The following is a 22,908-nucleotide window of genomic DNA, read 5'->3' as shown; positions in this document are numbered from 1 at the left end:
GGCCCCGGCGGTGGCGGTATCGACACGAGTACCGTGCTCCTGTTCGAGAGGGTGGTGCGGCGACGGGTGCGGCCTCGCGCATCGTAAGCGCGGTCCGCGCGAGGGGCGGCGCGCGGGTCGCGGGCACGCCGGGCGTCACTGCTTCCACAGCCGTCTGAGCGCCGCGTTGACCAGGCAGACACCGGCGAGGACGGCCGCCCACCACGGTCTCCCGGCGGCGGCCAGGGCGACGGCGCCGGCACCGAACCACAGCACCTCCAGGACGATCCGCGCGCCCCCGCGCGCCGGATGGCGGGCGCGGGGTGATCCGAACAGCGCCCACGCCGCCGCCATCACGACCGGCGCGCCCACCCCCAGGGCCACCTCGACCGGCCACGCGTCGCCGACGGCGACCCCCCAGAGCACGACCGACGTGTACACCGCGAGTTCCAGCAGGAACATCACCAGCAGGTTGACGGCCTTCAGGGACGAGAGCATGACGGGCTCCTGGGTTCGGCACGGGCACGGTCGCGTGCGGTCCGGCACGGTCGCGTGCGGTCCGGCACGGTCGCGTGCGGTCGGGTGCGGTCGGGTGCGGGATCCAAAGGTGCCAGCAACGACCCTCCGGCGCGCCTCAGTTGTCGAACGCCGTGGCCCGGGTCTGCTTCTCCCAGGTCTCGACCTCCTCGCGGACCCGGTCGAGGTGGCCGAGGACCGCGGTGACGCCGTCGTCGCCCAGCGGCAGGCGCAGCGGGGTGTGCTAGAGCTGCGCTACTTCGCGACGGTGGCCGAGGAGCTGCACTTCACGCGGGCGGCCGAGCTGCTGTACGTGTCACAGCCCGCGCTGAGCAAGCAGATCCGGGCACTGGAACGGCAGTTGGGTGCCGAGCTGTTCCACCGCGGCCCTCGGGGCGTGACCCTCACCGAGGCGGGCACGGCCCTGCTGCCGCACGCCCGGCGGATGCTGGCCGACTGGACCGAGGGCGCGGCGGCGGTGGAGGCGGCCCGTGCGGCCCGGCGCGGCACCCTGGTCGTCGGCATGAGCACCAGCCCCGGCCGCGGCGGCCTGCTGCCGGCGATCCGCTCCCGCTTCACCGCGGCCCACCCGGAGGCGGTCCTGCGGCTGCGGCAGATGAGCTGGGAGGACCCGACCGCGGGGCTGGCCGACGGCACGGCCGACGTCGCGTTCGTGTGGCTGCCGCTGCCCGACGCCGACCGCTACGCCTGGACGGTGGTCGCCGAGGAACCCCGCCTGGTCGCCCTCCCCGGCACCCACCCCCTCGCCGCCCGCCAGGAGGTCGACTTCGCCGACCTGGCCGACGAGCCGTTCCTCGCCCTGCCCCCGGAGGCGGGCGTCCTGCGCGACTTCTGGCTGGCGCTGGACGAACGGCGCGCACTGGCCGGCCCCGCCGCCCGCCCGCCGCGCGTCGGCGCCGAGATCTCCGGCACGGAGGAGACGTACGAGGCCCTGGTCGCGGGCCTCGGCATCTGCCTGGTGGCCACGGGCAACGCCCCGCTGATCACCCTGGGCGGCGTCGTCACCCGCCCGGTCCGCGGTCTGTCGCCCAGCCGCTACGCCCTGGCCCGGCGCCGCGAGGACGAGGGGCGGGCGCTGGTGCGCGGGTACGTGGCGGCGTGCCGCAGGGTGACGGACCGGGCGTGACACTCCCTCAGGACGGCTGCGCGGGCGTCGAACGGCCCTCAGCCGCTGTGCACATGGGCCCGCACCCCCTGCAGTCCGAACAGGACGAGTAGCTCGACCGCGCCGCCGTCGGCGCTGCCCAGCCAGTGCGGCAGGGACGTGTCGAACTCGGCCGCCTCACCGGGCGACAGCGTCAGGTCGCGCTCGCCGACCAGCAACCGCAGACGGCCGCCGAGCACGTACAGCCACTCGGAGCCCTCGTGGGTCTGCGGGGTCGGTTCGAGCGGCGCCGGGCGGCTCGGGATGATCATTTTGAAGGCCTGGGTGCCGCCCGGCCGCCGGGACAACGGCACGAAGACCATCCCGAAGCGCTTGACCGGCTTGAGGTGGATGCGCGGGTCGCCCGTGCGCGGGGCGCCGACGAGGTCGTCCAGGGGGACGTCGTAGATCCGGGCGAGCGGCAGCAGCAGCTCCAGGGTCGCGCGGCGCTGCCCGCTCTCCAGCCGGGACAGGGTGCTCTCCGACACGCCGGTCGCCGCCGAGAGGTGGGCGAGGGTGATGCCGCGCTCGCGGCGCAGCGCGCGCAGGCGCGGGCCCACGGCGTCGAGTACGTCGTCCGTTCCGTCCGCGTCGTCCGTTCCGGCGTTCATCGGGCCACCTTGCCACAACGGCAAGATTTCGTGCGGGTTCGGGCGGAGGGTGTCGAGACTGGCCGCATCGACGGCTCGCGGCGCGTCGACCGCGACTCGCGTTGTCCGCCGCCGTCGGCCGAACCGACTGAAGGAGTTCCGATGAGCGCCACCGACGCGGACACGTTCTGGGACGGCGTGTACGCCGCCCGCCCGGCGCCCGACGCGCCGCGCCCCAACGTCCGCCTGGTCGAGACGGTCACCGCCCTGCCGCCCGGCGAGGCGCTGGACCTGGGGTGCGGCAGCGGCGGCGACGCGCTGTGGCTCGCCCGGCGGGGCTGGCGGGTCACGGCCGTGGACATCTCCGGTGTAGCGGCCGAGCGGCTCACGGGGCTCGCCCGGAGCCACGGCCTCGGCGACCTGGTCGACGCCGTACGGCACGACCTGCGCGCCTCCTTCCCCGAGGGACGGTTCGACCTGGTCTGCGCGCACTACCTCCACACGCCCTTCGACCTGGACCGCGCGTCGGTCCTGCGCACGGCCGCGCACGCGCTGCGCCCGGGCGGGCGGCTGCTGGTCGTCGACCACGGCTCGACCGCGCCGTGGTCGTGGGACCAGGACCCCGACGCGCGGTACCCGGGCCCCGAGGAGGTCGCGGCGGAACTCGCCCTGGACCCGGCGACGTGGCGGGTCGAACGGGCCGAGGCCCCGCGCCGGACCGCGACCGGCCCGGGCGGGCGCACCGCCGAGGTCGTCGACCACGTCCTGCTCGTCCGTCGCGCGGGCTGACGGGCCACCCGCCCGCCGCACCCCACTTGGAGGCCGGTCACCATGCCCACCACCCCCCGCACCCACCACCGGGACACCCCGCCGCCCCGGACCGGCGGCACTGAGGCCGAGACCCTGCGCGGGTTCCTCGACTACCTGCGGACCTCGATCGCCGGCAAGGTCGAGGGCGCGCCCGAACCGCAGGTCCGTACGGCCGCGGTGCCGTCCGGCACCAACCTGCTCGGGCTGCTCCACCACCTGACCCACGTCGAGCGCGCGCTCTTCCTCGGGGAGGAGGTGCGGAGCTGGCCCGCGACGTTCCGGGCCGCGCCCGAGGACGGCGTCGCCGAGGTCGTCGCCCGCTACCGGCAGGCCGTCGAACGCGCGAACCGCGTGCTCGACACCTGCACCGACCTCGGCGCACCGCTCCCCCGGCCGCGACCGGGCCGCCCCGCGCCCAGTGTTCGCTGGGCCCTGACCCACATGGTGGAGGAGACCGGCCGCCATGCCGGCCACGCGGACATCCTCCGCGAGCTGATCGACGGTGCGACGGGGCGCTGACGGGGCCGGCCGGCCCGGCCGCCCCCGGAGAGCCGTGGCGCCGTCGGGTCACGGTCCCGGACCCGGTCACGGCCCTACGGACGTTGACAACGACGAGCCGGTGAGCGAACGCTGACACCGGCACAGCCCCGAGTGACCGCGGGCGTCATCGCATCGGAAGGAGACGGCATGGCGAACGGAATCGAGATCGCTCCGCCGGCCAAGAAGGAGACCACCGGCGACGGCGGTGGCAACGGCGGTGCCTGACCGGACACGCGCGATGAACCGCTACCCCACGGTCGCGGAGGTCACCGAGTCGGCGCGGCGGCTGGTCTCCCGGTTCCCGGGGACGGGGCGTCTGCGCCGTGTCGGCACGTCCCGGGCGGGCCGGCCGATCCTGATGCTGTCGGTGGGCCACGGAACCCGCCACGTCCTGGTGGTGGCCCGGCCGCACCCGGACGAGCCGGTGGGCGGCGCGACGGCACTGGCGCTGGCGGAGCGGGTCGCGGGCGGCGACCGGCGCTCCCCGGCAACCGACCCCGAGGCCGTCACCTGGGACATCGTCCTGTGCCTCGACCCGGACGGCGCCGCGCTGAGCGAGGGCATCGAGGCGGCGACGGCCGGGCCCGCCCCCACCCTGTCCGCCTACTACCGCGCCGCCTTCCGCCCGGTCGCGGCGGAGCAGCCGGAGTGGGCCCCGATCGAGGGGCGGCAGCTCCCGGAGAGCCGTGCGCTGTTCGACGCGATCGACGCCCTGCGGCCCGTCCTCCAGTGCTCCCTGCACAACGTCGACGCGGGCGGCGCCTGGGTCCAGCTGACCCGCGACCTGCCCGGACTCGCCGCGCCCTTCGCGGCATCCGCCGCCGACGTCGGCATCCCCGTCCAGCACGGCACGTACGACGCCCTGTACTGGGAGAACCCGGCCCCCGGCATCCATGTCCTGCCGCCGCCGGACAGCACCGCGCGGCCGGCGGCCGGGTCCGAGAACATCGGCCGGTCCACCTGGTGCGCGCCGCAGCGGTACGGCGGCGCCACGGCCATCGTCGAAGTACCGCTGTGGGCCACCGCCCCGGCGGACGACCGGGCCCCGCACCCGGCGCCCGCCCGTGCCCTGCGCGACCTGTCCGGGCTGGTGCGGGAGGGCGGCCGGCGGGTGACCGCCGTGTTCGAGAAGGCCCGCGGCTTCCTGCCGTCACCGGAGGACAGCCCGCCCGTACGCGTACTGGAGTGGATGGCCGACGACCTGTACGACCTGGTGGCCGACTCCTGGGAACCCCTGGCCCGGCAGGCGGAGGCGGGGCCCCGCACCGACGGTGCCCCCTCGTCGACGACAGCCGGGATCAGCGCACTGGAGGTCGTCGCGCGCCGCCAGCCGCTCCGCGCGGCAGGACTCCTGCTTCGCCTCCTGCACACGGCCCACGACCCGGCGGCCGGCGGCCTCCACCACCAGCTGGACCAGCTCTTCACCGCCTGGTGCACGGAGTTCGAGCAGTCCCTGGGGCTGCGCCGGGTGCCCGTGTCCGCCCAGGTGGAACTCCAGACCCGCACGGTGGTGGCGGCGGCGGAGTGCGCGCTGGCGCGCTGAAACGCCTCGGGTGTACCCCCGGTACCCGGCGCAGGGTCAGCTCCACGCCTGTCGTTCCAGGCCGCGGGGGTCGTCGACCTGGCTCCACTCGGCGTCGATGCGCATGGTGGCCCGGCGGTCGGTGTCGTACGGGTCCCAGCCGGGGTCGCCGGTCCGGGCGAACCGGATCCAGGTCGCGTGGACGCGGGCGGCGAGGTCCGCGGGTACCTCGTCGGGGCCGAGCAGGGCGGCGGGGCCGTTGAGTTCGGGCCGGTCGGCGAGGTCGAAGACGAAGGGAAGTTCGACCCCGTGGGTCGCGCCGAGTTCCCCGTCCAGGGCGCGGGATCGCCAGGCGAACTCATAGGCGTACGTCGCGGACCGCGGGTGGGCGGCATGGGCGCCGGCCAGCGCGCGGCTGCCCGCGCCGAACAGGGCGTCGGCCATGACGGCGGAGCGCAGCTGCCCGAAGGACGCCCCGGGGCGTGACGCACGGTAGGTCTCGACGAGCCGCGCCGGGTCGGGGTGTGCGCGCGCGGCGGCCTCGTCGACGTCGGCGGCGGTCGAGGTGGCGTACTTGCCCACCGGAACCAGGTAGAGGTTGCCCTCTTCGGTGTTGGTGCCGACGAGCAGGTCGACGCCGGCGGCGCGGCCGGCGGCGACGGATGCGGCGGGCTGGGTGTCGAGGACCAGGCTGAAGGTGCTGAGGCCGATCAGCGGGTCGGCGTGGGTCTCGGTCCGCAGGTCGATTCCGGCGAGCCCGGACGCCGCCTCGACGAGCCGCTCGTCGGGGAGGCCGGCGAACGCGTCGACGTGCGGCTCGATGCCCAGGGCCAGGGCCGCGGCCCTGGTGACGCGGGCGGCCTGCTCGGGCGTGAACGCGCCCAGCCCGCTGCCGCTCTGCACGATCGCGCGGCGGAACAGGCCGTCGGCCTCCGGGGTGGCGAGGACGCCGCCGACGGTGGTCGCCCCGGCCGACTGGCCGAACAGGGTGACGTTGTGCGGGTCGCCGCCGAAGGCGGAGACGTTCTCCCGCACCCAGCGCAGCGCGGCGACGACGTCGAGCAGACCGCGGTTGGCGGGCGCCCCGGGGATGTCGAGGAACCCGGCGATCCCGAGCCGGTAGTTGAGGGTGACGAGGACGACGCCGTCACGGGCGAACGCGGAGCCGTCGTACAGGGTGGCCCGGGTCGATCCGGCGACGAAACCGCCGCCGTGGACGAACACCATGACCGGCAGTTCGCCGGTCCCGGTGGCGGGCGTGAAGACGTTGACGGTGAGGTAGTCCTCGCCGCGGCTCCAGCCGGTGCCGAAGTAGGGGGTCATGTCGATCTCGCCGAGCCTGCGTTCGGACTGCGGGGCGTTGGGTCCGGGCACGGTGGCGTCCCGTACGCCGTCCCACGGCTCGTGCGGCCGCGGCGGGGCGAACCGACCGGCGCCGCTGGGCGGGGCGGCGTAGGGGATGTTCAGGAAACTGAGGGTGCTGCCCCGGCGCAGGCCGCGGACGGCGCCCTGCGCGGTGGTCACGACGGGTTCGGGGTGGTGGTTCATCTCTCGTGTCCTTCCGCGGGCCTCAGGCCGACTCGGTGTACCTGGCGAAGGGGGCCCAGCCCTTGACGGCGAACTTGCCGCCTTCTCGGACGACCTCGGCGGCGCCGTGACCGCCCAGGTGCGCGGGGAAGACGAGGGCGTTGCTGTCGACCGCCGACCCCAGGAGCTTGTGGCGGGTGGCGCGGGCTTCGGCGGGGTCCTCGCAGAAGCAGCTGTTGGCATCGGGCTCGTGGATCTGGATCGGGCTGTGCATCAGGTCGCCGACGAACAGGGCCCGGTCGGTGCCGGACTCCAGCCGCAGCACCGACGAGCCGGGGGTGTGGCCGGGTGCGAGGTCGAGGCGCAGGTTGGAGTCGATTCGGTGGCCGTCCTCCCACAGCCGGGTGAGTCCGGCCTCGTGCACGGGGGCGACGCTGTCCTCGAAGACGTTCTGGTTGCCGCGGCCGAGCCGGGTCTTGATCTCGTTGGCCGGGTTCCAGTAGTCGAAGTCCGCCTTGGCCATGAGGTAGGTGGCGTTGGGGAACGTCGGTACCCAGGTCCGGCCGTCGAGGTAGGTGTTCCAGCCGACGTGGTCGACGTGCAGGTGGGTGTTGATCACGATGTCGACGTCCTCGGGCCGGACCCCGGCGCGGGCGAGATTGCCCAGGAAGTCGGTGTCCAGGCGGCTCCACACCGGCGCGTACGGCCGGTCCTTGTGGTTGCCGACGCCGGTGTCGACCAGGATGGTCCTGCCCTCGCTGCGCAGGACCCAGGTCTGGATCGCGGTGTTGACGATGCGGGTCTCGGCGTCCAGGAAGTCCGGAACCAGCCAGGAACGGTGCGTGTCCCACGCCTGGGCCGGGCTGTCCGGGACGAACGCCTCGGGCGTCAGGCCGACGGGGCCGTAGTACTCCCGGACCCGGGTCACGGTGACATCGCCCAGGGTGATGGTGTCCACGGTGTGCTCCAGTTCAGAAGGTCTCAGAAGGTCGGGCGTGAACGCCCCTGTGCCGCAAGAGTGCGTCGCGGGTGACGGGCGGCGGTATGCGTCAGGTGACTGCACTCCGGGGCCGCCCGGACCCGAGGTCTGCGGCTGCGGGACGGCAGGAATACCTCCGTGGCACTGCCACGTTGCCCACAGGGCTGTCTCAGTACCTGGAGCATCCGTGATGAATGGTGAACGCGCCGAAGCGGGCCATGGCTCGCCCGGAGGGCTCGGTCCGGGCGTGGTGGGGCGGGAGGCCGAGATCGCGGAGATCAGGAGTCGCCTTGCCGCGGACCGGTCCCACAGCTCGGTGCTGATCGTCGAAGGCGACCCCGGTGCCGGCAAGAGCGTCCTGCTCGACCTCGCCGTACGGTGGACCCGCGGTGCCGGCCATCGGGCACTGAGGGCGGTCGGCAGCGAGTCCGAGGCGCCGCTGGCGTTCGCCGGTCTGCACCAGCTGCTCCGCCCGGTGCTGGGTGGCCTGGACAACCTCCCGGCGCGGCAGCGCTCCGCACTCCGTACCGCCCTGGGACTGACCGAACCCGCCGAAGACACCGAACCCGCCGGAGACACCGGAGACACCGGAGACACCGCTCGCGCCGAGACCCGCGACGCCCTGCTCGTCGGCCTGGCGGTCCTGACGTTGATGTCGGATCTGTCGGAACCGGCACCGCTGCTCGTGGTGGTCGACGACGCCCAGTGGATCGACCGCGCCTCGCTGGACGTTCTCTCCTTCCTGGCCCGGCGCATGGACAGTGAGCCCGTGACGCTGCTGATGGGCGTGCGTGCGGCGGCCGTGCTGCCCGGGTTCGACAAGGGCTACGAGCGCCTGGAGCTCGGGCCGTTGAGTGGTGACGCGGCGAACCGGCTGCTCGACGAGCAGCCGAAGCGGCCCACCGGCCGTACCCGGGCCCGGATCCTGCGGGAGGCGGCGGGCAATCCGCTGGCCCTGGTCGAACTCGCCCGCGCCGCCGCGGACAGACAGCTGGAGGGCAGCGCGGTGGAGGGCCCGCTGCCCGTCACCGACCGACTGGAAGGGATCTTCACGCGGGACCTGCGGCGCCTGCCGGAAGCCACCCGCCGTGCCCTGTTGTCGCTCGCCGCCACCGACGCGGCGGACGCTCCGGTGGCCGCACGGGGCCTGCCCGGGGCCGACGACACGGTGTGGCTGCCCGCCGAGCAGGCCGGTCTCGTACGCCGGGACAGCGCCGGGGTCTCCTTCCGCCACCCGCTCGTCCGTTCGGCGGTCTACCACGCCGCGCCCTTCGAGCAGCGCAGGCGTGCCCACCTCACTCTCGCCCAGTCGCTGGGCGAGGAGCCCGACCGCCGCGCCTGGCATCTCGCCGCCGCGGCCGTACGGCCCGACGAGCAGGTGTCGGCGGCCCTCCGGGAGACAGCGGGCCGGGCCAGGCGCCGGGGTGGCCACGCGGCCGCTGCCGCCGCCCTGGAGCGCGCCGCGGAACTCAGCCCGCGCCGCGCGGACCAGGCGCGACTGCTGGCCGACGCCGCGGACACGGCCGTCTTCACCGGTCAGCTCGGCTGGGTGGAGCACCTGGCCGCCGAGGTACGCGAGCGCAGTGACGACCCGGCGCTGATCAGCCGGGCCGCGTTGGCGACGGGGCGGCTCATGTCCCTGGGGCCGCACCACACGGCCGCCTTCGCGCTGCTGGCGCGCATCGCCGACGAGGCGGCGGCCACCCGGTCGCCCCGCCTGCTGGACGCGCTCGCCGCGGCGGCGGTGGTCCGCTACTACTCGGGCGAGGAGTCCCAGCGCCGGCGGATCGAGACCCTGCTCGCCGAGGTGCCGGACTCCGCCGCGGGCGGTGCGCTGCGCGCCTGGACACTGGCCGTCTCCGATCCCACCGGCGCGGGAGCGTCCCTGGCCCCGGCGCTGCCCCGGCTGATCGCCGAGGCCAGGGGCGATGCCGGAACCCTGACGGCGCTCGGCGTCGTGGCCTGGCTCCTCGACGAGACCCCCCTCGCCGCCAGGACCTTCGACGAGGCGTTCGGCCGTTGGCAGGCGCATGGCCCGCTGCCGGCCGGTCTGGCCAGCGCCGTCGGCTGGGCCTGTCTGGATCAGGGCCGCTGGGCCGAGGCCCGCTCGGTGGCCGCCGAGATCGCGGAGGTCGCCTCGCAGGCCGGACTGGGTCACGCCGAGGCCTGCGCGCGGGCGCTCGACGCGACCGTGCTGGCCCTGCTCGGTGAGCCGGCCGACGCACGCCGGAACGCCGAGCGGGCGCTGGCCCTCGTCGATCCCCTGGAGAGCCGCTCCGTCGCGGTCTTCGCCCGCCGTGCCCTGGGGCTGGCGGCGGTGGCCGAGGGTGACTACGACACCGCGTACGCGCAGTTCCGCGCCGCCTTCACCGAGGACGGAGACCCGGTCCACTACCACGTCTCCTCCACCTTGCTGGCCGAACTCGCCGCGGCGGCCGTCCGCCGAGGACGGCACGAGCACGCCGCGGTTCTGCTGGAGCGGTCGGTGCGGCGTCTGGGCACCGGCATGTCGGCCCGGGTCTCCTCCCTGGTCGAGCGGAGCCGCGCCCTGCTCGCCGAACCGGAGCACGCCGAACGCCACTTCCGGGCGGCGCTGGCGGGGGAGGCGGGCGAGCAGTGGCCCTTCGAGCGGGCACAGACCCGGCTGGACTACGGAGAGTGGCTGCGTCGGCAGCGTCGTGTGGCGGAGGCCCGTCCGCTGCTGACCGCCGCACTCGACACGTTCCGGCGGCTCGGCGCCCGGCCGTGGATCGAGCGCGCGAAGGCGGAACTGCGAGCCGCGGGCATCGAGGCGACCAGTGCCACACCCGGTGCGCTCACCGAACTCAGCCCCCAGCAGCAACAGATCGTCCGTCTCGCGGCCCGCGGCCTGACGAACCGCGAGATCGGGGAGCGGCTGTTCCTCTCCCCGCGCACGGTCGGCTCACACCTCTACCGCGTCTTCCCCAAGCTGGGCATCACCGCCCGCGCACAACTGCGCGACCTGCTCGACGGCGCCCTGCCGGGCACCGGGTCGACGCGGTGGCACAGCTCACCGGCTACCCGTTGAAGCGGAATGCCCGCGGCACTGATCCTGACCTGCGGCGAAGCGTCCTTCAGAGCTCTGACCTGGGCTTCCTGGTTGGCAAGCGTTGGCTCCCGACGGCCGTTCACGGGTGTCCTGCGGACTGGCTGCGGACCGGAGGACACCCTCACTCGGATGACGTGGGTCTCTCGTCCGTCATACCCAGACGTGCCTGTTCCTCCTCGACGATCCGACGTGCCAGCTCGGTGTCCGACACGTCGACCGCGTCCGGGGTGGCTTCGGCCACCGCGCTGCGGCGGGCATAGGCATCGAACAGGCGCGTCTTTGTTTCCAGCATCTTCACCATGCGTTCGTCCACGCCTCCGGTGGCGAGGAGACGGTGCACGCGAACCGGCCTGACCTGGCCCATACGGTGGGCCCGGGCCACCGCCTGATGTTCGATGGTCGGCTTGATCTGGGGTTCGCAGATGACGACGACGGAAGCGGCCTGCATGTTGAGGCCGACGCCCGCCGCCTGGATCTGCCCCAGGAGCACCGCTGAGCCCTGGACACCGGCGAAGTCGTCGACGATCTCCTGGCGACGCTGGGCCGGGACGCCGCCGGTCAGCGGACCGAACACCGGAGTGGCCCTGGCGGTTCCGGCCACGAGGGCCTCCTTCACCACGCCCAGTACGTCCTTGAAGTTGGAGAAGACCACCGTCTTCTGCCCGTTCTCGCCGGCCTCCTGAACGATCTCCCGGAGCCGGTCCAGCTTGGCCGACTTCTCGGGGCGCGTGTAAGCGGCCCTGCGCATGGCCATGAAGTTGCCCGCGCGCACGGCTTCGCGGTACGCCTCCTCGTCCGAAGCGCTCAACTCCTCCCACTCGTCGGTCTGCTGAAGGCTCGGGAGTTCCGTCAGCACGTCCTCCTGGTTGCGCCGCAGGTAGACCGGGGCCACAGCCTTGCGGAAGGCGACCGATCCGGCCAACGCGTCCCGTTCACCGAGGGAGTCCGCGACGTCGCCGTCGAGCATCTGGACCAGGTTGCGGAACTCCACGACCCTGTTCTCCATCGGGGTTCCGGTCATGAAGAGGGCGCGCTCGCAACGCTCCGCCCACAGGCCGACCGATTGGGACCGCTTGGCCTTCGGGTTCTTCACGGAGTGCGCTTCGTCGACCACCAGCAGCCCGACCTCCCCGCCGCCCGGTGTGGGAAAGCCGCGCAGCGCGTCGAACGTGGTCACCCCGACGCCGCCCCGCCCCTTCCAGTCGGCGAACGCGTAGTGCCGGTCGGGACCGTGGAGCACCATGACGCGCAGGGCGCTGCGGGCCTCGATCTCCCGTGTCCAGTTCACGAGGACGCTCGCCGGGCAGACGACCATGAAGTGACTCTGCCCCTCGGTTGCCAGGTGGGCGAGGACGGCGATCGCCTGGATCGTCTTCCCGAGGCCCATCTCGTCACCGAGTATCACCTTGCGCTGCGCCAGCGCGAACCGTGCGCCGAACGCCTGGTAACCGCGCAGGGAGACCCGCCGGTGCGTGTCGTCGAGGTGCTGGGCCCGTACCCGCTCCGCAATCTCGTCGGGCAGAAAGCCCTCTGCGGCAGCCGCGTCCGGCAGCCGTCCGGAGATCTCGGCGAGCAGGCTGTAGTACTCGGCGGAGCGGAGTTCGAAGTCCACCCAGGCCGCGACGTCGGACGAAAGCCCCCGGAGCAGGTCCACCGACGCCTGGGCGAGCAGTCCGGGCAGCCCGGCACGCTCCGTCTCGTCCACCAGCGACCGCGTCTCGGCGACCGCCGCCCATGCGCGGGCCTTCTTCTCCCGGCCGGCCAGAAGCATCCGGACCCTTCCAGCGGCGGGCCTCGCGTCGGCCAGCAACGGACCGAGGCGTTCCGCCAGAGCGGTGGCCTTGTCGACCGCACGCCGGGCGTCCGGCCCGGCCTCCACCAGGACGTGCAGGGCCCTGACGAGCGCGGTGGTGCGCGGTTCCGGCCGGTCCACGTCGATGTGGACGGCCACGGTCTCGTGCACAGCCTCGGAGAGCCTGCGGGCGGCGGCGAGCATCTGATCGACGGTGCGCTGCCCGACACCGGGAATCTGCCGCAGCCGGTAGGGGCCCGCTTCGAGAACACTGCCCAGGGTGCGCAGTCCGCTCTTCTCCACGCTCCCCAACCGCAGCCGTCCTTCGGTGACGTCCTGCAGCCGGGCCACGGGAATGGCGTCGAGCTCCCGCTTCACCGCCGCGTCGTGGAGCGGCTTCAGTGCCGCCCGTACCGCCTCCACTGCCCTTCCGTGGTCACCGACCACTGCCTGCGCCGCCTCATACAGTCGCGATCCCCTCGCGACCGTGTCCCGCTCGCCCCGCCCCACGCTCCCCGCCCTTCTCCGCCCCTCCCCGGCATCCTCCCACCGCCCACACCGGGCCTCGACCGGCATTCGCCGCGCCGTGCGGAACCACCGAGCCCCGGGGCAGTCGTTCACACCTCCAGGCTTACGACCGCTGGTAGGATCGGCACCATGAGCGGTAGCAGGAAGTATTCGATCAGCCTGCCCGAGGATCTCGCCGAGGCCGTACGCGCCCATGTCGGGCCCGGCGGTTTCTCCGCCTACGTCGCCGAGGCTCTCGAACAGCGGGTCGCCATGGACAAACTGCGGGAGATCGTCGCCGACTTCGAGACCGACAACGAAGCTCTCACCCGCGAGGAGGTCGAGGCCGCCCGGGCGCTCCTGCGCCACGACCACCGGCAGGCCGGCGGGGCCGCCGCCTGATGCCCGGCACCCTCCTGCTCGACAGCGAAGGGCTCTCGAAGCTCTACCGCAAGGACCGCACCGTCGTGACTCTGGTCCAGGCCGCGTCGGAGGAGGGCGTCCGCGTCGCCACCAGCGCCATGACCACGCTCGAGGCCGACTACGAGCGCATCCACCAGGCCCGCATCAGGTGGGTCCTCTCCCGCGTCGACGTTCACGACGTCACCAAGGAGATCACCGACCAGGCTGCCGTCCTCCTTCGCACCCATCACCTGCACGGCCACAAGTACGCCATCGATGCCGCTCTCGCCGCGATCGCCCGCAACGCACCCCAGCCGGTCACCGTCCTCACCTCCGACCCCGAGGACCTGACACTCCTGTGCGGCCCTTCCGTGGAGGTCGTCAAGGTCTGAGACCGTGTCGCCGCCACGCCGCCCGGCAAACGCTGTCACCGCATGGCGGGATCGAGGACTCACCGCGGACAGACATCTGTGCCCGACTCGCCAACAGACGAGTCGGGCACAGGCGTTGACATGACCTCAGACGTTGAAGCGGAACTCCACGACGTCCCCGTCCCGCATCACGTACTCCTTGCCCTCCATGCGCGCCTTGCCCTTGGCGCGGGCATCGGCGACCGAGCCCGTGTCGACCAGGTCGTCGAAGGAGATGACCTCCGCCTTGATGAAGCCCTTCTGGAAGTCGGTGTGGATGACACCGGCGGCCTCGGGAGCGGTGGCGCCCTTCTTGATGGTCCAGGCGCGGGATTCCTTGGGGCCGGCCGTCAGGTAGGTCTGCAGGCCCAGGGTGCGGAAGCCGACGTGGGCGAGGGTGGCGAGGCCGGGCTCCTCCTGGCCGACGGACTGGAGGAGTTCGAGGGCCTCGTCCTCGTCCAGCTCGGCGAGGTCGGCCTCCAGCTTGGCGTTGAGGAAGATCGCCTCGGCGGGGGCGACCAGGGCGCGCTGCTCGTTCTTGAAGTCGTCGTCGGTCAGCTCGTCCTCGTCGACGTTGAAGACGTAGAGGAAGGGCTTCGTGGTGAGGAGGTGGAGGTCGTGGAGGAGCTCCGCGCGCTCGGTGCCCTGGAGGATGCCCCGGGAGAAGAGGGTGTCGCCCTTCTCCAGGATCTCCTTGGCCTCCTCGACCGCCTTGACCTTGGGAGCGACGTCCTTCTTGATGCGCGACTCCTTCTGGAGGCGCGGGAGGACCTTCTCGATGGTCTGGAGGTCGGCGAGGATCAGCTCGGTGTTGATCGTCTCGATGTCGTCCTTGGGCGAGACCTTGCCGTCGACGTGCACGACGTTCTCGTCCTTGAAGGCGCGGATGACCTGGCAGATCGCGTCGGACTCGCGGATGTTGGCCAGGAACTTGTTACCCAGGCCCTCGCCCTCGCTCGCGCCGCGCACGATGCCCGCGATGTCGACGAAGTCGACCGTGGCCGGGAGGATCTTCTCGGAGGAGAAGATCTCGGCCAGCTTCGTCAGGCGGGGGTCGGGGACGCCCACGACACCGACGTTGGGCTCGATCGTGGCGAACGGGTAGTTGGCCGCGAGCACGTCGTTCTTGGTCAGGGCGTTGAACAGGGTCGACTTGCCGACATTCGGCAGACCGACGATTCCGATCGTGAGCGACACGTTGCGACTTCCCGTACGTGAGATGCGGAGGGCGGGTGGGATGGGGCGGGCCAGGCATGGGCCGATCCACCAGTCTACGGGGTGTGCCGTACCGGACCCGCTCGGAGTCGAACGCTTGGCCAAGGCGCGCCCGACGGCGTGTCTGTCGGGCTATTCGGCACATAAACCGACCTAAGTTGGTCCAGTGGAGCAACACAGGACGCGACCTGCCCAGTACGGACCGCGACGAAGCCGGGCGCCGCTGCCCTCGCAGGGGCGGGGTGGTGCCGCCGCGCGTCCGCCTGCCGGGCCGGTCGGGCGGCCGGCGGGACGGCGCACGGAACCGGTGCGGCCGGCCCCGGGGGCGGGTTCGCCGGTGGCGAGGGCGGTGCGTGCCCTGCGCGGGATGCCCAATCCGCGGTTGACGGGGCTGGGCAGCGGCCTGTTCTGCGCGGCCGTGATGATCCTGCTGGGCTTCCTCGACGAGCTGCTGTTCGGCGCGTCCCTCACCGCGTACGGGGTGCTGTTCGTGCCGGTGAGTCTGCTCACCGCGCTCTGGGTGCGCCGGGGCGACCTGCTGACCGCCCCCGTCGTCGTGCCGATCGCCTTCGCCGTGGGCCTGGTGCCCGTGGCGGAGAGCGGGGACGGCGGCCTCGGCGGACGACTGATGGGGATCGTGACCGCGCTGGCCACCGAGGCCGGGTGGCTGTACGGCGGGACGCTGGCCGCCGGGTCGACCGTGATCGTCCGCCGGGTCCGGCTGATGCGGCGTCGGGCCGCCGCCGCCCGGAACCGGCCCGCCGCCTGACCGCTCCCGCCCGGAACCGGCCCCCCGCCCGACCGCTCCCGCTCAGCCGGCCGCGTGCATCGCCGCGCCCACGATCCCCGCGTTGTTCTGCAGCTGGGCGGGGACGATCTCGGCCCGGACGCCCTCGATGTGGGGCAGGAACTTCTGGGACTTGCGGCTGACCCCGCCGCCGATGATGAACAGCTCCGGCGAGAACAGCATCTCGACGTGCGCGAGGTACTTCTGGACGCGGTGGGCCCAGTGCTCCCACGACATGTCGTGGTCCTCCTTGACCTTGCTGGAGGCGCGCGTCTCCGCGTCGTGACCGTCCAGCTCCAGGTGGCCCAGCTCGGTGTTGGGGACCAGGAGGCCGTCGGTGAACACCGCACTGCCGATGCCGGTGCCGAAGGTGAGCAGGACGACCGTGCCCTTGCGGCCGCGGCCGGCTCCGAAGTGCATCTCCGCGACGCCCGCCGCGTCCGCGTCGTTGACGACCGTCACGTCGAGCCCGCCCAGCCGCTCGCCGAACAGGGCGCGCGCGTCGGTGTCGACCCAGCCCTTGTCGACGTTGGCCGCGGTGCGCACCGTCGCGCCGCCCGTCACCACGCCCGGGAAGGTGAGGCCGACCGGCCCGGTCCAGCCGAAGTGCTCGACGACCTGCTTGACCCCGTCGGCCACGCCGTCGGGGGTGGCCGGGTGCGGGGTCAGCACCTTGCAGCGCTCCTGGGCCAGGTCGCCCCTGTCGAGGTCCACAGGGGCGCCCTTGATCCCGGATCCGCCGATGTCCACGCCGAAGATCTGCATGGCCCTACGTTACGACGGACGACTGACGGTCACCCAGGCGGTGGTCCGGCCGGTCAGGCTCCCGCCGTCCCGGAGCCGCCCCGCTCCGCCACCAGGGACGCCGCCTCCTCGCGCAGGTCGCGGCGCAGCTCCTTGGGCAGCGAGAAGATGATCGACTCCTCGGCGGCCTTGACGATCTCCACGTCCTCGAAGCCGCGCTGCGAGAGCCAGCCCAGGACCTGCTCGACGAGGATGTCGGGGACGGAGGCACCGGAGGTGACGCCGACCGTGGTGACGCCCTCCAGCCAGGACTCGTCGATCTCGTCGGCGAAGTCCACCAGGTACGCCGCGCGGGAGCCGGCCTGCACGGCGACCTCGACCAGGCGCTTGGAGTTGGAGGAGTTGCGGGAGCCGACGACGATCACCAGCTCGGCCTCGGCACCCATCTGCTTCACCGCGAGCTGGCGGTTCTGCGTGGCGTAGCAGATGTCGTCGCTCGGCGGGGAGATGAGCTGCGGGAACTTGTCCTTGAGGGCGTCGACGGTCTCCATCGTCTCGTCGACGGAGAGGGTGGTCTGGGAGAGCCAGACCACCTTCGACGGGTCGCGGACCTCCACCTTGGCGGCGTCTTCGGGTCCGTCGACGAGCTGGATGTGGTCGGGCGCCTCGCCGGAGGTGCCGATGACCTCCTCGTGGCCCTCGTGGCCGATCAGCAGGATGTCGTAGTCGTCGTTGGCGAAGCGGACGGCTTCCTTGTGGACCTTGGTGACGAGCGGGCAGGTGGCGTCGATGGTGGCGAGGCGGCCGCGCTCGGCCTCCTCGTGGACGACGGGGGCCACGCCGTGCGCGGAGAACATCACGATGTTCCCCTCGGGGACCTCCTCCGTCCGCTCGACGAAGATCGCGCCCTTCTTCTCCAGGGTCTGGACGACGTACTTGTTGTGGACGATCTCGTGCCGGACGTACACCGGAGCCCCGTACTGCTCCAGGGCTTTCTCGACGGCGATCACGGCGCGGTCCACACCCGCGCAGTAGCCACGGGGGGCGGCGAGCAGGACACGGCGGCCAGGCGAAGCAGTCATGGCACCCATCGTAAGGCCGCGTTCGGCGGGTCAAAGATCGCGTGGGTGCGGCGTTGCCGGGGAGACTGGCGGGAACGTTCCGAGGCGGAGCCCGAAGCGGAAACCGGGGCGAGGACCGAGGCACTGGCGGAGGCACCATGGCGCAGAGCGGTACGACGGCCCCGGGGGCCGGTGGGGAACAGCAGCTGAGGCGCAGTCTCGGCTTCAGGGACCTGGTCGTCTACGGGCTGCTGTTCATCGCGCCCATGGCGCCGGTCGGCGTGTTCGGCACGCTGGACGCCAAGTCGCACGGTGCGGTCGCGCTCGTCTACCTCGTCGCCACGGTCGCGATGGCGTTCACCGCGTTCAGCTACGCGCAGATGGTGCGGGTGGTCCCCCAGGCGGGGTCGGTGTTCGCCTACGCGCGCGCGGGGCTCGGCAACGGGGCGGGGTTCATCGCCGGCTGGATGGCGATGCTGGACTACGTCCTCATCCCGGCGGTGGCGTACCTGTTCTCCGGCATCGCGATGGAGGCGCTCGTCCCGGAGGTGTCGCGGTGGGTGTGGACGGCGATCGCGGTGGTCGTGACGACGCTGCTGAACCTGTGGGGGGTGCGGACGGCGGCCCGGGTGGGCTTCCTGGTGCTTGCCATGGAGATCGTCGTACTCGTCGTCTTCGTGATCACGGCGATCGTGGTCCTGGCGCAGGACGGGGCCGAGCGCGACTGGCTGTCACCGCTGTCGGGGGACGGCACGCAGGGGGCGTTCGCGCTGTCGGCGGTGGTCGGCGCGGTGTCGGTGGCGGTGCTGTCGTACCTGGGATTCGACGCGATCGCCACGTTCGCCGAGGAGGTCACGGGCGGTTCGGCGAAGGTCGCGCGGGCGCTGCTGTTCTGCCTGGCGCTGGCGGGCGTGCTGTTCGTGGCGCAGACGTATCTGGTGGCGCTTCTCGAGCCGGTGTCGTCGGCCGAGCTGGCGGCGGAGCCGGAGCGGCAGGGGTCGGCGTTCTACGACGCCGTGGACGCGTCGGTGGGCACGTGGCTGCACGATCTGGTGGCGGTGAGCAAGGCGATCGGCGCGGCGTTCGCGGCGCTGGCCGGGCAGGCGGCGGCCGGGCGGCTGCTGTTCGCGATGGGCCGCGACCGGCGGCTGCCGGGCGCGCTGTCGCGGACGGACGCCGGGGTGCCGCGCGTGGCGCTGCTGGTGTCGGCGGTGATCACGATGGCGGCGGCGGTGTGGGCGGCGCGCCGGGACGACGGTCTCGACCACCTGGTCTCGGTGGTCGACGTCGGCGCGCTGACCGCGTTCACGCTGCTGCACGCCAGCGTGGTCGGCTGGTTCGTGGTGCGGCGCGGCGGGGGCCGGGTGACCTGGTGGCGGCATCTGCTGGTGCCGGTGCTCGGCGCCGCGATCACGATCGCGGTGATCGTGGAGGCGTCGGGGACGGCCCAGGTGGTCGGGGCGATCTGGCTGGCCGTGGGACTCGTGGTGCTGGCGGTGCAGTGGAGGGGTCGGAGGGAAAGGGACGCGGAGACGACGGGGGCGTAAGGCGTGGGCCGCGCCCGCACACCGGCTCGGCGCGGGCCGAAAGGCCGGGCCACCGGGACATCGGCCCGGCGCGGCTCAGAGCCGGACCCGAAGGACCCATGGGCGCGGTGACACCGGCTCGGCGCGAGCCGAATGGCCGGCGACGCAAGGACGACGGAAGCGGGGACACGGGCCCGGCGCCGGCCGAAGGGCCACGGCCGCGAGTCCCACGGCCACGGGAACACAAGCCCGGCACGGACTGAAAGGCCGGCGCCTCGGGGACGACGGTCGCGGCGGCGGAGAGACGGCGGGGCGGGGAGGCCGGGGCGGGCCGGGGCTGTGGTGCGGTCGGCGGGTGAGGGAACGGGCTCGCGGGAGCCGGATTGTCGGACCCGGCCGTTACGCTCGGGCGCATGGCTGCCAACTCGACCCCCGAAAGCCCGCTGCCCGTGGGCGAGGTGTCCCGGCTGATCGGGGGCTGGATCGACCGGCTCGGCGCGGTCTGGGTCGAAGGGCAGATCACCCAGTTGTCGCGGCGGCCGGGCGCCGGTGTGGTGTTCCTGACGCTGCGCGACCCGTCGTACGACATCTCCGTGAGCGTGACCTGCTACCGGCAGGTCTTCGACGCCGTGGCGGACGTGGTCGGCGAGGGCGCGCGGGTGGTCGTGCACGCGAAGCCGGAGTGGTACGCGCCGCGGGGGCAGTTGTCGCTGCGGGCCGCCGAGATCAAGCCGGTGGGCGTCGGTGAGCTGCTGGCGCGGCTGGAGCAGCTGAAGAAGGCGCTCGCGCGCGAGGGGCTGTTCGCGGCGGAGCGGAAGAAGCCGCTGCCGTTCCTGCCGCAGCTGATCGGCCTGGTGTGCGGGCGGGCGTCCGCGGCCGAGCGGGACGTCCTGGAGAACGCCCGGCACCGCTGGCCCGCCGTCCGCTTCGAGGTGCGCAACGTCCCGGTGCAGGGCGTGCACGCGGTGCCGCAGGTGGTGCAGGCGGTGAAGGAGCTGGACGCGCGGGACGACGTGGACGTGATCGTCGTCGCGCGGGGCGGCGGCAGCGTGGAGGATCTGCTGCCGTTCTCCGACGAGCAGTTGGTGCGGGCGGTCGCCGCCTGCCGCACGCCGGTCGTCTCGGCGATCGGCCACGAGCCGGACAGCCCGCTGCTCGACCTGGTCGCCGACCTGCGCGCCTCCACGCCCACCGACGCCGCGAAGAAGGTCGTGCCGGACGTCGGCGAGGAGTACGAGCGGGTACGGCTGCTGCGGGACCGCGCCCGGCGGTGCGTGGCGGCGTTCGTCGACCGCGAGGAGCGCGGGCTGGCCCACGCACTGGCCCGGCCGTCGATACAGGATCCGCACCGGATGATCGAGGAGCGGGCGGAGCAGGTGACGGCGCTGCTGGAGCGGGGCCGCCGTTCGCTGCGGCACCACCTCGACCGGGCCGACTCCGAGCTGACGCACACGCACGCGCGCGTGGTGGCGCTCTCCCCCGCCGCGACCCTCAAGCGCGGGTACGCGGTGCTCCAGCGGGCCGACGGCCACGCGGTTCGCGACCCCGCCGAGGTGGCGCCCGGCGAGACGCTGCGGGCGCGGGTCTCCGAGGGCGATTTCTCCGTACGAGTCGACGCATAGGGTGGGTGGATGACCAGCGAGGTGGAGCAGCCGACGGCGATGTCCGAGGCGCTCGGGTACGAGCAGGCGCGGGACGAGCTGATCGACGTCGTCCGGCGGCTGGAGGCCGGCGGGACGACGCTGGAGGAGTCCCTCGCCCTGTGGGAGCGGGGCGAGGAGCTGGCGAAGGTGTGCCGCCGCCGGCTGGACGGCGCCCGGGCCCGCCTGGACGCGGCGCTGGCCGAGGAGGAGGCGGGCCCGCAGGACGCGGCCGCCGGGAGCGACGGCACGCCCTAGTTCAGGCCGGCCGGGCGGCCCGGAGGCCGTCCATCAGGAGGTTCAGCAGGCGCCCGGCCTTGGCCTCGTGCTCCGGCCGGGGAGCCACGGTGAAGATGCCGATGAGAGAGGCGGCGATGTCTTCGGCGCCGACGTCGGAGCGGAGGTCGCCCGCCGCGCGGCCGGCGTCAAGGATCGTGGTGATGGCGGTCAGCAGCTCGGTCCGGGTCCGCGCATGGGCGATCTCGCCCGACTCGACCATCGCGAGCAGCGTGTCGAGCATGCCGTTCTTGGTCGCGATCCAGTCCCCGAACAGGTCCATCCAGCGCCGCATGGCAGCAGCCGGGGGCAGCTCGCCGAGCAGCTCGCGGGCGCCGGTCGTCAGCCGCACGACCTGGTCCCGGTAGACCGCGTCGACCAGCGACTCGCGCGTCGGGAAGTGCCGGTAGAGCGTGGCGATGCCGACCCCGGCCTCGCGGGCGATCGCCCGCATCGACGGCTCGGCGTCCGCCGACCCGAACACGCGGGTCGCGACCGCGAGCAACTGGTCGCGGTTGCGGGTCGCGTCGGCCCGTGACACGCGCGTCTCCGCTCCACTCGAAACGGATCGCGCTCCGTTTGTGTTACGGTCATTCATGTAAACGGAGCATAGTCCGTTTACCGGCACTCCCCCAATCCCAAGGAGACAGGTCTCCATGACGTCCGTGCGAGAACAGAGCGATCAGTCGCCGACGGCCAGGAGCAGGGCGGTCCGGCTCGATTCCTTCGGCGGCCCCGAAGTACTGGACATCCGCGAGGTTCCCGCTCCGCAGGCAGGCCCGGGGCAGGTCCGGGTGCGGGTCACCGCGGCCGGTCTGAACCCGATGGACTGGTTCATGACGTCCGACGCGGACACCGCCGCGCGGTTCGGCCTGAGCCTTCCGGCCGGGTTCGGGACCGACTACGCGGGAGTGGTCGACCAGGCCGGTGAGGGCGTGACCGGCTTCGCGCCGGGCGACCGGGTGTTCGGCAGCGCCCTCTCCCGCGCCGTCGCCGACTTCGTGGTGATCGACCCGGCCGGGCAGACCGCGGCGAACGAGGCGTACCACACCCCCGACGGCGTCGACGACCGCACGGCCGCCACCCTCACGATCGCCGGCCGCACGGCATCCGCCGCCCTCGCCGTGGTCGGTCCCGGCCCGGACGACACCGTGCTGATCGGCGGCGCGGGGGGCGGGGTCGGGGTGTTCGCCGTCCAACTGGCCCGGAGCGCGGGAGCGCGCGTCATCGGGACGGGATCGGCGGCATCGTCCGATTTCCTGCGCGGCCTCGGGGCCGAGCCGGTCGTCTACGGCGACGGACTGGCCGACCGGGTCCGGGCCCTCGCTCCCGGCGGCGTCACCGCCGCCCTCGATCTGCACGGGACGGAGACGGTGCACGCCGCCAGGGAACTGGGCGTCCCGGACGGCCGCATCTGCACCATCGCCGGGCAGGTCGACGGCGTACCGGCGGCCAACGGCGCGAACGCGGCCCGCGGCGCCCTGGAGGAGATCGCCCGCCTGGTCGCCGCGGGCCACATCCGGGTGCCCCTCGCGGCGAGCTTCCCGGTCGACCAGATCCGCCGCGCGGTCGAGCTCCAGGCCGGCCGGCACGTGCGGGGCAAGGTCGTCATCGACCTCTAGCCCTCCTTCGCCGCGTCCTCGGCCAGGGTGTGTGCGACGAGCGCGTTGGCGTGCCCGTGGCCCAGGCCGTGCTCGGTCTTGAGCCAGGCGACGAGTTCCATGTGCTTGGTGAGCGGCGAGGACCGGACGAGGTCCTTCCACTCCGCGACCGGGCGGCCGTACTTCTTCTCGATGGACGGGAAGTACGAGGCCGGGCCCTTCACTGCGGCGGTCATGTCGATGCGCTCC

At 73.2% G+C, this 22,908-nt stretch carries 22 protein-coding genes and 1 pseudogene; 12 read left to right on the top strand and 11 right to left on the bottom strand.

What is annotated here, in order from left to right:
• Positions 1-135: 135 nt before the first annotated feature.
• The gene (locus tag C4J65_RS22495; RefSeq protein WP_115744016.1) at positions 136-477 is read right to left on the bottom strand and encodes a YrdB family protein; all 342 of its coding nucleotides are present in this window, start codon (positions 475-477) and stop codon (positions 136-138) included.
• A 136-nt stretch (positions 478-613) separates the two neighbouring features.
• Positions 614-736: pseudogene (locus C4J65_RS36760) on the bottom strand (short-chain dehydrogenase/reductase); the annotation flags it as partial.
• On the opposite strand from C4J65_RS36760, the gene C4J65_RS22485 reads away from it, so the two are divergent.
• Entirely contained in the window at positions 737-1,642 is a 906-nt protein-coding gene (locus tag C4J65_RS22485) for a LysR family transcriptional regulator (protein WP_115746579.1), read from the top strand.
• Positions 1,643-1,680: 38 nt separating this feature from the next.
• On the opposite strand, the gene C4J65_RS22480 is transcribed toward C4J65_RS22485, so the two are convergent.
• Positions 1,681-2,271, bottom strand: a complete 591-nt coding sequence (locus C4J65_RS22480) for an XRE family transcriptional regulator (protein ID WP_115744015.1) — start codon at positions 2,269-2,271, stop codon at positions 1,681-1,683.
• 141 nt (positions 2,272-2,412) lie between these two features.
• Here C4J65_RS22480 and C4J65_RS22475 point away from each other — a divergent pair, with 141 nt between their 5' ends.
• The 3 genes from C4J65_RS22475 to C4J65_RS22465 all read left to right on the top strand — a co-directional run bounded on the left by C4J65_RS22475 (position 2,413) and on the right by C4J65_RS22465 (position 5,143).
• On the top strand, positions 2,413-3,039 hold the full coding sequence (locus C4J65_RS22475) for a class I SAM-dependent methyltransferase (RefSeq protein WP_115744014.1): 627 nt from the start codon (positions 2,413-2,415) through the stop codon (positions 3,037-3,039).
• 42 nt (positions 3,040-3,081) lie between these two features.
• Positions 3,082-3,579 carry a DinB family protein gene (locus C4J65_RS22470; RefSeq protein WP_115744013.1) on the top strand — a complete coding sequence of 166 codons (498 nt, stop codon included), beginning with the start codon at positions 3,082-3,084 and terminating at the stop codon, positions 3,577-3,579.
• A 259-nt stretch (positions 3,580-3,838) separates the two neighbouring features.
• Positions 3,839-5,143 (top strand): M14 family zinc carboxypeptidase, encoded by a 1,305-nt coding sequence (locus C4J65_RS22465; RefSeq protein WP_115744012.1) that lies wholly within the window; start codon positions 3,839-3,841, stop codon positions 5,141-5,143.
• Positions 5,144-5,179: 36 nt separating this feature from the next.
• Here C4J65_RS22465 and C4J65_RS22460 read toward each other — a convergent pair whose 3' ends face one another.
• Positions 5,180-6,670 carry a carboxylesterase family protein gene (locus C4J65_RS22460; RefSeq protein WP_115744011.1) on the bottom strand — a complete coding sequence of 497 codons (1,491 nt, stop codon included), beginning with the start codon at positions 6,668-6,670 and terminating at the stop codon, positions 5,180-5,182.
• Positions 6,671-6,692: 22 nt separating this feature from the next.
• Positions 6,693-7,607, bottom strand: a complete 915-nt coding sequence (locus C4J65_RS22455; RefSeq protein WP_115744010.1) for an MBL fold metallo-hydrolase — start codon at positions 7,605-7,607, stop codon at positions 6,693-6,695.
• A gap of 211 nt (positions 7,608-7,818) precedes the next feature.
• Here C4J65_RS22455 and C4J65_RS22450 point away from each other — a divergent pair, with 211 nt between their 5' ends.
• Positions 7,819-10,677 (top strand): LuxR family transcriptional regulator, encoded by a 2,859-nt coding sequence (locus C4J65_RS22450; RefSeq protein ID WP_162833292.1) that lies wholly within the window; start codon positions 7,819-7,821, stop codon positions 10,675-10,677.
• 142 nt (positions 10,678-10,819) lie between these two features.
• Here C4J65_RS22450 and C4J65_RS22445 read toward each other — a convergent pair whose 3' ends face one another.
• Complete coding sequence (locus C4J65_RS22445; protein ID WP_115744008.1) at positions 10,820-12,913, bottom strand: DEAD/DEAH box helicase; 2,094 nt, start codon at positions 12,911-12,913, stop codon at positions 10,820-10,822.
• A gap of 234 nt (positions 12,914-13,147) precedes the next feature.
• Here C4J65_RS22445 and C4J65_RS22440 point away from each other — a divergent pair, with 234 nt between their 5' ends.
• Both C4J65_RS22440 and C4J65_RS22435 read left to right on the top strand, forming a co-directional pair.
• Positions 13,148-13,399 carry a hypothetical protein gene (locus C4J65_RS22440; RefSeq protein ID WP_018845686.1) on the top strand — a complete coding sequence of 84 codons (252 nt, stop codon included), beginning with the start codon at positions 13,148-13,150 and terminating at the stop codon, positions 13,397-13,399.
• The gene (locus C4J65_RS22435; protein WP_115744007.1) at positions 13,399-13,791 is read left to right on the top strand and encodes a DNA-binding protein; all 393 of its coding nucleotides are present in this window, start codon (positions 13,399-13,401) and stop codon (positions 13,789-13,791) included. The genes C4J65_RS22440 and C4J65_RS22435 overlap by 1 nt, the downstream gene beginning before the upstream one ends.
• Positions 13,792-13,917: 126 nt before the next feature.
• Here C4J65_RS22435 and ychF read toward each other — a convergent pair whose 3' ends face one another.
• Positions 13,918-15,006, bottom strand: a complete 1,089-nt coding sequence (ychF, locus tag C4J65_RS22430) for a redox-regulated ATPase YchF (protein ID WP_115744006.1) — start codon at positions 15,004-15,006, stop codon at positions 13,918-13,920.
• A 184-nt stretch (positions 15,007-15,190) separates the two neighbouring features.
• Here ychF and C4J65_RS22425 point away from each other — a divergent pair, with 184 nt between their 5' ends.
• Positions 15,191-15,793, top strand: a complete 603-nt coding sequence (locus C4J65_RS22425) for a DUF6542 domain-containing protein (RefSeq protein ID WP_115744005.1) — start codon at positions 15,191-15,193, stop codon at positions 15,791-15,793.
• Between the two features lie 42 nt (positions 15,794-15,835).
• On the opposite strand, the gene C4J65_RS22420 is transcribed toward C4J65_RS22425, so the two are convergent.
• Entirely contained in the window at positions 15,836-16,576 is a 741-nt protein-coding gene (locus C4J65_RS22420; RefSeq protein WP_115744004.1) for a polyphosphate--glucose phosphotransferase, read from the bottom strand.
• Between the two features lie 53 nt (positions 16,577-16,629).
• The gene (locus tag C4J65_RS22415) at positions 16,630-17,646 is read right to left on the bottom strand and encodes a 4-hydroxy-3-methylbut-2-enyl diphosphate reductase (protein WP_115744003.1); all 1,017 of its coding nucleotides are present in this window, start codon (positions 17,644-17,646) and stop codon (positions 16,630-16,632) included.
• A gap of 128 nt (positions 17,647-17,774) precedes the next feature.
• Here C4J65_RS22415 and C4J65_RS22410 point away from each other — a divergent pair, with 128 nt between their 5' ends.
• From C4J65_RS22410 to C4J65_RS22400, 3 genes are all read left to right on the top strand, one after another.
• Positions 17,775-19,163 carry an APC family permease gene (locus C4J65_RS22410; protein ID WP_115744002.1) on the top strand — a complete coding sequence of 463 codons (1,389 nt, stop codon included), beginning with the start codon at positions 17,775-17,777 and terminating at the stop codon, positions 19,161-19,163.
• 392 nt (positions 19,164-19,555) lie between these two features.
• On the top strand, positions 19,556-20,764 hold the full coding sequence (gene xseA / locus C4J65_RS22405) for an exodeoxyribonuclease VII large subunit (protein WP_115744001.1): 1,209 nt from the start codon (positions 19,556-19,558) through the stop codon (positions 20,762-20,764).
• 9 nt (positions 20,765-20,773) lie between these two features.
• Positions 20,774-21,040 carry an exodeoxyribonuclease VII small subunit gene (locus C4J65_RS22400; protein ID WP_115744000.1) on the top strand — a complete coding sequence of 89 codons (267 nt, stop codon included), beginning with the start codon at positions 20,774-20,776 and terminating at the stop codon, positions 21,038-21,040.
• 1 nt (position 21,041) lies between these two features.
• On the opposite strand, the gene C4J65_RS22395 is transcribed toward C4J65_RS22400, so the two are convergent.
• Positions 21,042-21,656 carry a TetR/AcrR family transcriptional regulator gene (locus C4J65_RS22395; protein WP_115743999.1) on the bottom strand — a complete coding sequence of 205 codons (615 nt, stop codon included), beginning with the start codon at positions 21,654-21,656 and terminating at the stop codon, positions 21,042-21,044.
• A gap of 67 nt (positions 21,657-21,723) precedes the next feature.
• On the opposite strand from C4J65_RS22395, the gene C4J65_RS22390 reads away from it, so the two are divergent.
• Complete coding sequence (locus tag C4J65_RS22390) at positions 21,724-22,680, top strand: NADP-dependent oxidoreductase (RefSeq protein ID WP_115746578.1); 957 nt, start codon at positions 21,724-21,726, stop codon at positions 22,678-22,680.
• On the opposite strand, the gene C4J65_RS22385 is transcribed toward C4J65_RS22390, so the two are convergent.
• Entirely contained in the window at positions 22,677-22,895 is a 219-nt protein-coding gene (locus C4J65_RS22385; protein WP_115743998.1) for a DUF4287 domain-containing protein, read from the bottom strand. The genes C4J65_RS22390 and C4J65_RS22385 overlap by 4 nt on opposite strands.
• Between the last annotated feature and the right edge of the window lie 13 nt (positions 22,896-22,908).

The sequence above is a fragment of the Streptomyces sp. CB09001 genome (assembly GCF_003369795.1).
Classification (GTDB): Bacteria; Actinomycetota; Actinomycetes; order Streptomycetales; family Streptomycetaceae; genus Streptomyces.
The sequence above is the reverse complement of the archived record's forward strand: the minus strand, read 5'-3'. Positions and strand labels throughout refer to the sequence as shown.